General features: G+C 65.4%; 12 protein-coding genes. 11 read left to right on the top strand and 1 reads right to left on the bottom strand.

Features of this window, described 5'->3' with window-relative positions:
• Nucleotides 1-36: 36 nt before the first annotated feature.
• From JQ46_RS09305 to JQ46_RS09255, 11 genes are read left to right on the top strand one after another with little or no spacing between them, the layout of a single operon-like run.
• Nucleotides 37-870 (top strand): tRNA (adenine-N1)-methyltransferase, encoded by an 834-nt coding sequence (locus tag JQ46_RS09305; protein ID WP_034987590.1) that lies wholly within the window; start codon nucleotides 37-39, stop codon nucleotides 868-870.
• Nucleotides 871-883: 13 nt separating this feature from the next.
• Nucleotides 884-2428, top strand: a complete 1545-nt coding sequence (arc, locus tag JQ46_RS09300; protein WP_034987589.1) for a proteasome ATPase — start codon at nucleotides 884-886, stop codon at nucleotides 2426-2428.
• A 13-nt stretch (nucleotides 2429-2441) separates the two neighbouring features.
• A complete protein-coding gene (gene dop / locus JQ46_RS09295) occupies nucleotides 2442-3965 on the top strand; it encodes a depupylase/deamidase Dop (protein ID WP_034987588.1) in 1524 nt (507 codons plus the stop codon).
• A 2-nt stretch (nucleotides 3966-3967) separates the two neighbouring features.
• Entirely contained in the window at nucleotides 3968-4162 is a 195-nt protein-coding gene (locus tag JQ46_RS09290; RefSeq protein WP_034987587.1) for a ubiquitin-like protein Pup, read from the top strand.
• The gene (gene pafA, locus JQ46_RS09285) at nucleotides 4159-5562 is read left to right on the top strand and encodes a Pup--protein ligase (RefSeq protein WP_034987585.1); all 1404 of its coding nucleotides are present in this window, start codon (nucleotides 4159-4161) and stop codon (nucleotides 5560-5562) included. The genes JQ46_RS09290 and pafA overlap by 4 nt, the downstream gene beginning before the upstream one ends.
• On the top strand, nucleotides 5559-6494 hold the full coding sequence (locus JQ46_RS09280) for a helix-turn-helix transcriptional regulator (RefSeq protein ID WP_034987583.1): 936 nt from the start codon (nucleotides 5559-5561) through the stop codon (nucleotides 6492-6494). The genes pafA and JQ46_RS09280 overlap by 4 nt, the downstream gene beginning before the upstream one ends.
• Nucleotides 6491-7459 carry a helix-turn-helix transcriptional regulator gene (locus JQ46_RS09275; RefSeq protein ID WP_034987577.1) on the top strand — a complete coding sequence of 323 codons (969 nt, stop codon included), beginning with the start codon at nucleotides 6491-6493 and terminating at the stop codon, nucleotides 7457-7459. The genes JQ46_RS09280 and JQ46_RS09275 overlap by 4 nt, the downstream gene beginning before the upstream one ends.
• A gap of 36 nt (nucleotides 7460-7495) precedes the next feature.
• Complete coding sequence (gene tatA, locus JQ46_RS09270) at nucleotides 7496-7750, top strand: Sec-independent protein translocase subunit TatA (protein ID WP_034987575.1); 255 nt, start codon at nucleotides 7496-7498, stop codon at nucleotides 7748-7750.
• Between the two features lie 7 nt (nucleotides 7751-7757).
• A complete protein-coding gene (tatC, locus tag JQ46_RS09265) occupies nucleotides 7758-8735 on the top strand; it encodes a twin-arginine translocase subunit TatC (RefSeq protein WP_034987573.1) in 978 nt (325 codons plus the stop codon).
• Nucleotides 8722-11394 (top strand): DEAD/DEAH box helicase, encoded by a 2673-nt coding sequence (locus tag JQ46_RS09260; RefSeq protein ID WP_034987571.1) that lies wholly within the window; start codon nucleotides 8722-8724, stop codon nucleotides 11392-11394. Before tatC ends, JQ46_RS09260 begins: the two co-directional genes overlap by 14 nt.
• Nucleotides 11387-12115, top strand: a complete 729-nt coding sequence (locus JQ46_RS09255; protein ID WP_034987569.1) for an SDR family NAD(P)-dependent oxidoreductase — start codon at nucleotides 11387-11389, stop codon at nucleotides 12113-12115. Before JQ46_RS09260 ends, JQ46_RS09255 begins: the two co-directional genes overlap by 8 nt.
• Here the strand turns inward: JQ46_RS09255 and JQ46_RS09250 are convergent.
• Complete coding sequence (locus JQ46_RS09250; protein ID WP_237744795.1) at nucleotides 12112-12303, bottom strand: hypothetical protein; 192 nt, start codon at nucleotides 12301-12303, stop codon at nucleotides 12112-12114. The genes JQ46_RS09255 and JQ46_RS09250 overlap by 4 nt on opposite strands.
• Nucleotides 12304-12447 lie beyond the last annotated feature (144 nt).

Below are 12447 nucleotides of genomic sequence, written 5' to 3'. Positions count from 1 at the left end.
ATGAACCGGATCTCTTAAAGCAGGAAGGAAGACCACATGGCATATTCCGGCCGTTTCACCGAAGGCGACCGCGTGCAGCTCACAGACGCCAAACGCCGCCACTTCACCATCACCCTGGCCGAGGGCGAGAGCTTCTTCACCCACAAGGGCGAAATCCGCCACGACGACATCATCGGCCAGCACGAGGGCACCGTGGTCAAGTCCTCCGGGGCCGCCGAATACCTGTGCTTCCGCCACCTGCTGGTCGATCACGTGCTCTCCATGCCCCGCGGCGCGGCGGTGATCTACCCGAAGGATGCCGCCCAAATCCTCGTGGAAGGCGACATCTTTCCGGGCGCCACGGTGCTGGAAGCCGGCGCGGGCTCCGGTGCCATGAGCACCTGGCTGCTGCGGGCCGTGGGGCCTAAGGGCAAGGTCATCAGCTACGAGATCCGCGAGGATCACCTGGCCTACGCCAAGGACAACGTGGAGGACTACTTCGACGGCCACCCGGAGAACTGGGACCTGCGCTTGGGCGACCTGAAGACCGTCACCAAGGAGGATGTCGGCGACATCGACCGCGTGCTGCTGGACATGCTGGAGCCCTGGGAGATGCTGGACACCGTCAAGGACGTGCTGATTCCCGGCGGGGTGTTCATGACGTACGTCGCTACCGTCCCGCAGCTGATGAAGGTCATGGAGGGCATCCGCGAGACCGGCTGCTTCACCGAACCGAAGGCCTGGGAATCCCTGGTGCGTGAGTGGAAGGTCGATGGTCTGGCCACCCGCCCCGAGCACCGGATGAACGCGCACACGGCATTTCTGATCCTGGCGCGCAGGCTGGCTGATGGCGTCACCGCACCTCGACCGCAACGCCGCGCGCGCCGTTAGTAGACTGGTCAGTATGACCGAGAACACATCAGCGGAAGGGCCGCAGACTCTGCGCGAGTTGCAGATCGCGAACCGACAACTCGGTGCGCGCAACGCGAAGCTCGTGGAGCTGCTGCAGGCCAGCCGCACGAAGCTGGAGGAGATCAACGGTCGGCTGGAAGCGCTGGCCGAACCGCCGAGCACCTACGGCACGCTGCTGCAGGCCAACCGGGACTTCACCGCCGAGGTCTTCACGGCCGGCCGCCGGATGCGCCTGATGGTCTCGCCGCACGTCCCGCAGCACGAGCTGGTACCCGGCGCGATGGTGCGCCTGGGGGAGGGCCAGCAGGTCGTGGAGGTCACCGGCCAGCCAGACTTCGGCGACATCGCACAGGTCGTGGAGGTTACCGGCGACCGGCTGATCATCGCCGACAAGGTGGGTGAGGAGTACGTGGTCAAGGCCGCCGGCGACCTGGCAGGCGATGTGGTCACTGGGGACTCCGTGATCGTGGACCGCAAGTCCGGCTGGGCCTTCGAGGCCGTGCCGCGCGCGGAGACGAACAACCTGATCCTGGAGGAAGTCCCGGACGTCACTTACGACGACATCGGCGGCCTGGGCCAGCAGATCACGCAGATCCGCGACGCGGTCGAGCTGCCTTTCCTGCACCCCGAGATCTACACCCGCTACGGCCTGCGCCCGCCGAAGGGTGTGTTGCTCTACGGCCCGCCCGGCAACGGTAAGACCCTGATTGCGAAGGCTGTGGCGAACTCCCTGGCGCAGTCGGATTCCCCGTACTTCCTGAACATCAAGGGCCCCGAGCTGCTGAACAAGTTCGTGGGCGAAACCGAGCGCCAGATCCGCGCGATCTTCGAGCAGGCCCGCCGCGTGGCTAGCTCCGGTCGCCCCGTCATCGTCTTCTTCGACGAGATGGAGGCGCTATTCCGCACGCGCGGCACAGGCGTGAGTTCCGACATGGAGTCCACCGTCGTCCCGCAGCTGCTCGCCGAGCTCGACGGCGTGGAGGCCGCGGGCAACGTCATCGTCATCGGCGCCTCTAACCGCGAGGAGCTCATCGACCCGGCCATCCTGCGCCCCGGCCGGTTGGACGTGAAGATCCGCATCGCTCGTCCCGATGCCGACGGTGCGGCCGCCATCCTGTCGAAGCACCTCGATGCTTCTCTACCTATTGACGCCGACTTCTCCGCCGCCGCCGGTTCCAACGAAGCGGCAGCGGAGGCCCTGCGGCAGAGCATCGTCGACGAGCTGTTTACCCGCGACGAGGCGCACCGCTATGTCACGCTCCACTACGCCGACGGCAGCCGTGAGGACCTGTACTGGGCGGACTTCGTTTCCGGCGCGATGCTTGCGAATATCGTGGACCGAGCGAAGACCCTAGCTATCAAGGACGCGCTACATAACGGCACAGACGGCCTGCGCCCGGAGCACGTAAACGCGGCCGTTCTGGCCGAGGTGGGGGATTCCGAAGATCTGCCAGATACCACCAACCCCGCGGAGTGGGCGCGCATTTACGGCCATGGCACAAAGCGCGTGGTGGACATCGACGTGCACAAGGTCTAGGGAGGATACAAGTTTGTTTGGCCCGCACATCATTGGCTCGGAGACGGAGTACGGCATCGTCGCCGTGGATGATCCGTCGGCCAGCCCGATTCATACCTCCACCCAGGCCGTTGTGGCGTATGCCGAACACAGCGGCCAGGGGGTGAACCGCCGCACCCGTTGGGACTACGAGAACGAATCTCCCCTGCGCGACATCCGCGGCTTCGACCTGCGCCGCTACCGCCGGGGATCCGCCCCGGTGCTGGATCCGAACGCGCTCGGCGCGGCGAACGTCATCACCGCCAACGGCGCACGCTTCTACGTGGATCACGCGCACCCAGAGTATTCCTCCCCGGAGACCACGACCGCTCGCGACGCGGTGGTGTGGGATAAGGCCGGGGATATCATCATGCACCGCGCGGCGGAGGCAGCCGAGCCGGAGCTGAAGATCTACAAGAACAACGTGGACGGCAAGGGTGCTAGCTACGGCTCGCACGAGAATTACCTGTACCCTCGCGACCTGAACGTTGAGGACGTGCAGGCGGCTTTGATCCCGCACTTCGTCACCCGGCAGGTCTTCTGCGGGGCCGGCCGCATCGGGCTGGGGCAGCAGGGCGAGCAGCCGGGCTTCCAGATCAGCCAGCGCGCCGACTACATCGAGACGGAAATTTCGCTGGAGACCACGCTGAACCGCGGCATCGTGAACACCCGCGACGAACCGCACGCGGAGGCCGACAAGTGGCGCCGCCTGCACGTGATCATCGGGGATGCGAACTTGAGCGAGTTCTCCAATTACCTGAAGTTCGGTACTACCGCGCTGGTGCTGGCGGCGGTGGACCAGGGCGCCTACTTCGGCGATCTGCGGCTGCTGGAGCCAGTGTCGGACGTCCAGCGCGTTTCCCGGGACCTGGACTGCACCTACCGCCTGCGCTTCTATGGACAGGCGGAACGCACGGCCATCGAAACCCAGCGGGAGATCCGCAAGCGCGTGGGGGAGATCATGGAGCTGCGCGGCGACGATCTGGAGGTCTATGAGCTCTGGGGCAAGATCCTCGACGACCTAGAGTCCGATCCACTGTCTACCGCCGACCGGCTGGACTGGACGGCCAAGCTGCAGCTGATGAACGCCTACCGGGCGCGTGGCCTGGAGTGGACAGACCCTCGCCTGGCCCTGGTGGACCTGCAGTATACGGACATCGACCCGCGCCGCGGGCTCTACCACGCGCTGGTGCGAAAGGGCCGGATGCAGACCCTGCTGGATCCGGTGGAGATCGAGGCCGCGGTGGACACCCCGCCACAGGCCACGCGCGCGTGGCTGCGCGGGCACCTGGTGGCGAACTACTCCGCCGACATCCTCTCGGCGAATTGGGATAGCGTCATCGTGGACACCCCGGACGGCGCGGTGCAGATCACTATGGACGACCCCCGCGGGTTCAACCAGTTGGAGCTGCGAGCGTTGTTGGAAGCGCAACCGCGCCCCGGCATCGGCGAGCTCGTGGCAGGCTTGAAGGAAATCAACCCGGACAAGATTTCCGGGGTTGGCAGAAAGGAAGATTAATCATGGCACAGGGCGGACAGGTCAGCGCCGGCGGCGGTCGGCGCGACGACGACGAAGCAATCGAGCAGACCTCCGGCGCGGGCACCCAGCAGGTGAACGTCACCGGAACCGACGATCTGCTGGACGAGATCGACGGCCTGCTGGAGAACAACGCGGAGGAGTTCGTCCGCTCCTACGTACAAAAGGGCGGCCAGTGACCGCCATCCGCCGCCGCATTATGGGCCTGGAGACGGAGTATGGAATTGCGAACATGCAGGATTCCTCCCGGCGCCTGGGCCCCGACGAGATTGCCCGCAAGCTCTTCGCCCCCGTGGTGGAGGAGCACCGCAGCTCGAACATCTACACCGAGAACGCCTCGCGCCTGTACCTGGACGTCGGCGCGCACCCGGAGTTCGCCACCGCGGAGTGCGATAGCCTGCACCAGCTGATCGCCTATGACCGCTCTGGCGACCTGTTGTTTCACGAGCTGGCCGACCGCGCCGAGCAGGCCGTCGGCGGCAAGGTCTACCTGCTGAAGAACAACACGGACTCCCTGGGCAACTCTTATGGCTGCCACGAGAACTACCTGGTCAGCCGCGATATTCCCCTGAAGGGTCTCAGCAAGCAGTTGCTGCCTTTCCTGGTTACCCGCCAGCTGATCTGCGGCGCGGGCAAGCTTGCTATCCCTTATCCCGGTGCGCCGAACGAGAACTTCGGCCCGGGCTACACCATGAGCCAGCGCGCCGACCACGTCTGGGAGGGCGTGTCCAGCGCGACGACCCGCTCGCGCCCCATCATCAACACCCGCGACGAGCCGCACGCCGATTCCTCTAAGTACCGCCGCCTGCACGTCATCGTCGGCGATTCGAACATGTCTGAGGTCACCACGGCTCTGAAGGTCGGCTCCACGCTGCTGGTGCTGGAGATGATCGAGGCCGGCGTGGCCCTCCCGGACTTCGAGATGGCCAACGAGATCCGCTCTATCCGCGAGATCTCCCGCGACTTCACCGGCCAGGTGGACATTGCTCTGCGCAGCGGGTCGACCGCCACGCCGCTGGAGATCCAGCGCGCTTTTTATGACGCCGCCTGCGCCTACCTCGCCTCGCGTGAAGACCCGGAGCAGGGCACCCCCAACGCGGAGCTCACCCCCGTGGTGGATCTGTGGGGCCGCGTGCTGGACTGCTTCGACACGGGCGACTTCTCGCCGGTCTCCACGGAGATCGACTGGGTGATCAAGAAGTCCCTGCTGGATCGCATGGCCGCCGCCCGGGGCCTGGATCCCATCGACCCCCGCCTGGCGCAGATCGACCTGATGTATCACGACATTCACCCCACCCGCGGCCTGTTTAACGTGCTGGCTCGCCGCGGCCTGGCGCGCACGCTGCTGGCCCCGGAGACGATCGAGCAGGCCGTCCGCCAGGCCCCGCCGACGACTCGCGCGGCGGTGCGCGGTCGTTTCATCGCGGCGGTGCGCGCCCACCCGGAGCTGTCCTACACGGTGGATTGGATGCGAGTGAAGGTCAACGGCGAGAACGGGGCGGAAGCCCTGCTGGCCGACCCCTTTGCCAACACCAGCGAGGACGTCGACCGCATCATCGAGTCCCTGGAAGCCCGATGAACCGCAACCGCCCCGTCGAGACTCACTGGATTCCGGGCGCCACGCGCCTGTTCAACTTGGTGATCGCGCTGCTGAACTCCGACTGCCCGCGCTCCATCGAGTGGGTGCTCACCAACGTCGAGGGCTACCAGCACGCCAACGATGGCTCCGCCCGCAAGCAGCTCGGCCGCGACCGCCAGGACCTCGCCGAGCTGGGCGTGCGCATCACGGGCGAAGACATGCTCACCCTCGACCCCGCCCAGACCTTCCTGCCGGACATCGAGTTCACCGACGGCGAGGCCACTGTCCTCGCCGCCGCCAGCCGGTGGGCACAGTCGGGGGAGATGCAGCACGCCGCCCGCTCCGCCTACACCAAGCTGGCCGCCGCGGGCATGCAGCACCGCGTTTCCACCGGCGAGGTCGCCGTCCCCAGCGTCCCGGACCACACCGCCCTGGACGGCGATTCCCTCGACGCGATCTTCCGCGCCCTCGATAACGGCCTAGTCTTGGAGTTCAACTACTATCCTTCGCTGGTCGATACTCCCCAGCGGCGTCGACTAGAGCCCTGGGCCTACGGCGCCAAGGAGGGCCTAATCTACGTCACGGGCTTCGACCCGGACCGCGAGGCCCAGCGCACGTTCCGCTTAGCGCGCATTGATTCCGTCGCTGCCCTGCCGGAGTTCGCCCAGCACCCGCGCCCGGAGGGCACCCCGCAGCAGCTGATCCAGCAGGGGCTTTTGAGCAGCCGCCAGATGGTCACCGCCACCGTGGAGTTCCCGGAGCCCGGGGCCTGGGAACTGCGCCGCCTGGCCGACGAGGATGGCCAGATCGGCCCGGTGGAGCGCGACTGGTTTGTCCGCACCGCCGCGGCATACGCGCCCCACGTAATCGTCACCTCGCCGCCGGATGTCGTCGCCGATGTTGTTGCCGTTCTCAAGGAGGCTGCTTCATGACGCCCCCTCGTTCCAATGCCGAACAGTTCCTCCGTACCCTGTCCGTCCTCGCCTGGTTCCGGTCTCACCCGGACAGCAGCCTGATGGCGGCCTCTCGCGCGTTGGACCTATCCACCGCGCAGATCGCCCACGAGCTCGGTCAGGTTTCTCAGTGCCGCGTGCCCGCCAGCATCCTCGACATGCCGGTGGAGATCACCGTGGATCGCATGCGCGCCTCAGTGGAGTTTTCCGCGGGCCTGGATCGCCCGCTCGCCCTGACCGCGATGGAGGCCGGCGTGCTGCTGCTGAACCTGCAGGCGCTGCGCTCCACCGCGCCAGCAGAGGCGCAGGCGGACATCGACTCCGCCAGCGAGAAGATTCAGGCTCTCTTACGCTCCCGGCGCGAGTACACGGATTCCTTCACCCCCGAAACGGCGCCCTCAGCCCCCGCCCATGTGCAGCTGCGCCGACAGCTCTCGGAGGCCATCCAGTCGCGCCGCCAGGTCACTTTCAACTACCAGTCGCTGTCCAGCGATAGCTTCAATACCCGCACGGTAGACCCCGACCACGTGGCCCTCGTGGACGGCGACTATTACCTGTGGGCGCGGGAACGTGGCGTCACCACAAAAACCTTTGCGCTTGCGCGCATCGACGGGCTCGACCTGGGGGAGAAGGGTTCGGCCAGTGCCCAACAGGTGCCCGAGATCGACCCTGAGGATCCCTTCGGCTTCGGCCTCAGCGACGACTGGGCGCGCCTGGAGTTAGACGAGTCGCTGCGGTGGATGCTGGAGTACTTCCCCATGTGGGTAGTCGAGGACGAAACCCGGCTGGTCGTCGACGTGCCCGACACCGGTGAATGGTTTTTACGGTTCCTGCTAGGGTTTTCACCCGGTATTCGCGAGGTAGAACCGCTACCATTAGCCGAGAACTTAAAAGCTCTAGCGCGGCGTGGCCTCGATGCCTACGAGGCTCGCGGGCTAGGATAGTAAGACCGATCCCCAACGACAGAAAGCTCGTAGATAATGCCGAACCTTGGCGTTCCTGAACTACTAATCATCGCTCTGGTCATCTTCCTGCTGTTCGGAGCGACCCGCCTGCCCAACGCAGCGCGTTCCCTGGGCCGTTCGATGCGCATCTTCAAGTCCGAGATGGACGAGATGAAGACCGACGGTGACCAGAAGGAGCTGGCAAAGAAGCAGGCTCCGACCGCCGAGCAGCAGCAGGCCCAGGATCTGGCTCAGCCCAAGTCCGAGCAGCCGAACGAGCACAACGCTTAAAAATTAAGTGGCTAAGAAGCTAAAGAAGCCCGCCGATGGTTCGATGACCATCGTCGAGCACATCAATGAGCTACGTAAGCGCGTATTCATTTCCCTGGTTGCCATCTTCATCGGCACGATTATCGGCTACATCTGGTACAACGTCGAAGTCGGTCCGATCCCTTCACTAGGCGAGGTACTGCGCGGGCCGTACTGCAACCTGCCGCCGGAAGCCCGCTTTGGCTCCGAGGCAGGGGAGTGCCGTCTGCTGGCAACCAGCCCGTTCGAGATGTTCATGCTGCGCCTGAAAGTCGGCGCCCTAGCAGGCATGGTCTTTTCCTCGCCAATTTGGTTAGGCCAGATCTGGGCGTACATCACCCCGGGCCTGCACAAGAACGAGAAGCGTTGGACATTAGGCGTGGGTATTTCCGCTGGCCTACTGTTCACCGTCGGCGCGGTGCTGGCTTATTTCGTGCTTGCCTTCGGCTTGGAGTTCCTGCTGACCATCGGCGACGAGGCGCAGATCGCTGCCCTGAACGGCGAGAAATACTTCAGCTTTGCCATGGCGCTGTTGCTAATTTTCGGCGTGAGCTTCGAGGTACCACTCATTACCGTGCTGCTGAACTTGGCGCACGTAGTCACGTATCAGCAGCTGAAGGATAAGCGCCGCTTCATCTGGGCCTTCCTGTTCCTCTTCGCCGCGTTCGTCACCCCGGGCCAAGATCCGATTTCGATGGTGATTCTGGCGATTGCGCTGTGCGCGATGATGGAAATCGCCACGCAGATCGCCCGCCTGAACGACAAGCGCCGCCAAAAGAACCAGGCGGACTGGCTCGAGGTAGATGACGACGAGTCCACCGGCATCGCCGCCCCGGAGCCCATTGCCCCAGTGACTGCAACCCCGGCGCCGCAGTCCACCAGCGCGGCCCGCCCGATTGACTCGCCGAAGCGCCAAGATCCAAAGGCTCAAGACTTCACCCGCAGCGATTTCGATGACATTCTCTAGCCCCCAGGTAGAGCGCTTCTGCGCCCAGTACGACTTCCCGCTGGACGACTTCCAGGTCCAGGCGGCCGAAGCCATCGACCGGGGCAAGGGGGTGCTCGTCGCCGCCCCGACGGGCGCGGGCAAGACCATCGTCGGCGAGTTCGCCGTGTTCGCCGCCTTCCACGGCGACGGCACCTGCTTTTACACCACACCCATCAAGGCCTTGAGCAACCAGAAGTTCCACGACCTGGTGGAGCGCTACGGCGAGGCCAACGTCGGCCTGCTCACGGGCGACGTCACCATCAACGGCGACGCGCCCATCGTTGTGATGACCACCGAGGTCTTGCGCAACATGATCTACGCCGACTCCGAGCGGCTGGAAACCCTCACGCACGTCGTCATGGACGAGGTGCACTTCCTGGCCGACCGTTCCCGCGGCCCGGTCTGGGAGGAGGCGATCCTCAACCTGGACCCCCGCGTAATCCTCGTATCCCTGTCGGCCACCGTCTCCAACGTCGAAGAATTCGGCGGCTGGCTGTCCGCCGTCCGCGGCGACACCGAGATCATCGTCACCGAGAAGCGACCCGTTCCACTGACCCAGTTCATGATGGTCGGCCGCCAGATCCTGCCCCTTTTCGAGGGCTCGGAGCAGCACCTCGGCGCCATCAACCGCAAGGTCGTCGCCGCCGCCGCGAAGGCCGAGGAAACTGGCAAGCGCCGCGGGCCGAAGCGCGGCGACGTGGTGCAGCACATGGCCACCGCCGGCATGTTGCCTGCGATTTACTTTATCTTCTCGCGTGTTGGTTGTGACGCCGCCGTTCGCGCCCTGCTGATCGATCGCGTGGACTACTCGTCTCCGTCGGAAAGGGAGGAGATCCTGCGCACGATCGACGCGGGCGTTTCCGACCTGACGGAGGAGGATCTGAACGTCCTGGGCTTCCGCCAGTGGCGCCGGGCCCTGTCCCGCGGTTTCGCTGCCCACCACGCCGGCATGCTGCCGGCCTTTCGGCACATCGTGGAGGATCTGTTCGCCCGCGGACTGCTGAAGGTTTGCTTCGCCACGGAGACTCTGGCGCTGGGAATCAACATGCCTGCTCGCTCGGTGGTGCTGGAGAAGTTGGTGAAGTTCAACGGCGAGACGCACGCAGACCTCACCCCCGGCCAATACACGCAGCTCACGGGTCGCGCCGGCCGCCGTGGCATCGACACGAAGGGTAACGCGGTGGTGCTGTGGAGCCAGGGGCTGGATCCTTATGGGGTTGCGGACTTGGCGTCAACAAGAACCTATCCGCTGGATTCCACCTTCCGTCCCGGCTACAACATGGCCGTGAACCTCATCGGCACGATGGGGCTGGACGAGGCCCACCGGTTGCTGCTGCGTTCGTTTGCGCAGTATCAGACCAATGGCGCGGTGGTGGAGAGCGCCGAGCAGATAGAGAAGCGGCGCCGAGAGCTGGCCCAGCAGGAAAAGCAGCTGAAGGCCACGATCCGCGAGGTGCGCCGCCCCTCGAACAGCCTCAACGAGGACTTCCAGCTGGTCACCGAGTATGGCCAGCTGCGCCGCGAGCTCTCGCAGGAGGAACGCCGCGCCAAACGCATGGTCATCGACGAGGCCTCGACAGAAACCACGGCCCTTCTGCAGTCCCTGCAGCCCGGCGACGTGATCGCGCTGCCTACCGGCAAGAACCCCACCACCGCCGTGATTGCGCGTGCCGACCACCGCGGTCGGCCGACGATCATCACTGACGACGGTTGGGTGGAGCGCATCAACCCCGACATGTTCGGCAACACCCCGGTGCACATCGGCCACATGCGCCTGCACAAAGGCGTGGCGCGCAACCCGAAGCGGCAGGCCAGGGGAGTGGCCGCCAACCTGCGCCGCCTCCAGCTGGATAAGCCCAAAAAGCTCCGGCCCCGGGCGCGCCGCCGCTCGCTGCGCGCTGTTGAGCTGCGCGAGCAGGTGCACGCCCACCCGGTGCACGCCTGGGAAGGCCGCGAGGAGCTCTGCCGTGCCGCCGAACAGTACCTGAAGGCCGCCCGCCGCCTGGAGTTCGAGCAGAAGGAGCAGCCGCAGGAGTCCGATTCCCTGTCCGCCCAGTTCAACCGCATCCTCGCGCTGCTGGCGGAGCTGGATTACGTGGAGCTCGAGGGCAACACCGCCCGCATCACGATGGAGGGCGAGCGCCTGTCCAAGATCCACCACGAGTCCGACCTGCTGGTCGCCCAGTGCCTCCGCCGCGGGATCTGGGACGAGCTGGACCCGGCGGAGCTGGCGGCCGTGGCCAGCACTTGCGTATTCGAGAACCGTCGCGACTCCGGCGCCAAGGACGATGGCGTGCCCACCGAGCCGCTGGCCGAGGCGATCAGCCAGACGTGGCGCATCTACCAGGAGCTTTCCACCGACGAGCAACGTCACCGCCTGACTGTGACGCGCGAGCCGGAGCTAGGCTTTGCCACCGCGGTACACCAGTGGACCGCCGGCGCCCCGCTGGAGTACTGCCTGCGCGCGGCCGAGGCTAGCGGCGCCACCCTGACTCCCGGAGATTTCGTGCGCTGGTGCCGCCGCGTGATCGACCTGCTGGATCAGATCAAGCTGACTGGCTATTCCAATGAAGTGAAGGCGGCCTCCCGCAAGGCGGTCGCCGCGATGAGACGAGGAGTTGTGGCCCTCGATGGCTAAGAAAATTGCAATCTTCGGCGCGACCAGCGAGATCGGCGGCGAGATCGCCCGCCTGCTCGCCCCCGGCAATCACCTGGTGCTTGCCGCCCGCCGCACCACGGACCTGGCCGATGAGCTGTACCGACTCGGTGCCACGCAGGTCGATTCCTTCTTTTTTGACGCCACCGACGTGGATTCCCACGCCGACCTCATCGCGGAGATCGAGGCCACCGGCCCGCTGGACGTGGCGCTGGCGATGTTCGGCGTGCTGGGCGACCAGGAGCTCGCGGAGCGCGACTCCTCCGAGGTCTACCGCGTGCTACACACGGACTTCACCGCCCAGGCGGTGCTGCTGACGGAGCTGTCCCGGGTGATGAAGGGCCGCGGCAGGGGAGTGCTGGTGGCCTATTCCTCCATCGCCGGGGCTCGCGTGCGCCGCCCGAACTATGTCTACGGCTCGGCCAAAGCCGGCCTGGATGGCTTCTGCCAGGGCATGCAGGACGCACTGCAGGGCACCGGCGTGCGACTGGTGATCGTGCGCCCGGGCTTTGTGATCGGCCGGATGACCCGTGGCATGGATCCGGCGCCTCTGTCTACCACGCCGGATGTGGTCGCCGAGGCAACGGTACGCGCCATCAACGACGAAAGCGCGGAATCCGTATGGATTCCGCGCTCCCTAAAACTGCTAGCTGCCGCCATGCAGGTGGCCCCGCGTTGGCTGTGGCGGCGTGCGCCACGCTAGACGTGGAAGATGTTGTAGACGATCGTCCGCAGGATTCCGAAGGCCACGGAGATGCCGGTGGCCGCTGCGATGCCGATCGCAACCTTGGCGAACGGGTTCAGGTTCTCCCACCACTCGTCGGAGTCGCTCGAGCCTTCTGTCGTCGAGCTGGAGCTGGTGCTGGAGTTCTGGGGGGCAGTTTCTGCCACTGCCGGGGTGACGGATGCTAGAGCAACCGTGGGGGCCAGAACTGCAGCGAGGATAGAGCGGCGTAGACGCATCGAAGTACTCCCTAAAACGTAGTTAAGTTATCGCGTGTAGGAACTATTCTTCCCACACTTTCGTTATCGTTA

It is taken from the genome of Corynebacterium jeikeium (assembly GCF_000738175.1).
In the GTDB taxonomy this organism is placed as follows: domain Bacteria; phylum Actinomycetota; class Actinomycetes; order Mycobacteriales; family Mycobacteriaceae; genus Corynebacterium; species Corynebacterium jeikeium_C.
Note: the sequence above shows the minus strand (reverse complement) of the source record. Positions and strands in the feature narration are given on the sequence as shown.

Coding starts and splice junctions, on each gene's coding strand:
- JQ46_RS09305 (WP_034987590.1), top strand. CDS start 37: ATGGCATATTCCGGCCGTTTCACCGAAGGCGACCGCGTGCAGCTCACA.
- arc (WP_034987589.1), top strand. CDS start 884: ATGACCGAGAACACATCAGCGGAAGGGCCGCAGACTCTGCGCGAGTTG.
- JQ46_RS09290 (WP_034987587.1), top strand. CDS start 3,968: ATGGCACAGGGCGGACAGGTCAGCGCCGGCGGCGGTCGGCGCGACGAC.
- JQ46_RS09280 (WP_034987583.1), top strand. CDS start 5,559: ATGAACCGCAACCGCCCCGTCGAGACTCACTGGATTCCGGGCGCCACG.
- JQ46_RS09275 (WP_034987577.1), top strand. CDS start 6,491: ATGACGCCCCCTCGTTCCAATGCCGAACAGTTCCTCCGTACCCTGTCC.
- tatA (WP_034987575.1), top strand. CDS start 7,496: ATGCCGAACCTTGGCGTTCCTGAACTACTAATCATCGCTCTGGTCATC.
- JQ46_RS09260 (WP_034987571.1), top strand. CDS start 8,722: ATGACATTCTCTAGCCCCCAGGTAGAGCGCTTCTGCGCCCAGTACGAC.
- JQ46_RS09255 (WP_034987569.1), top strand. CDS start 11,387: ATGGCTAAGAAAATTGCAATCTTCGGCGCGACCAGCGAGATCGGCGGC.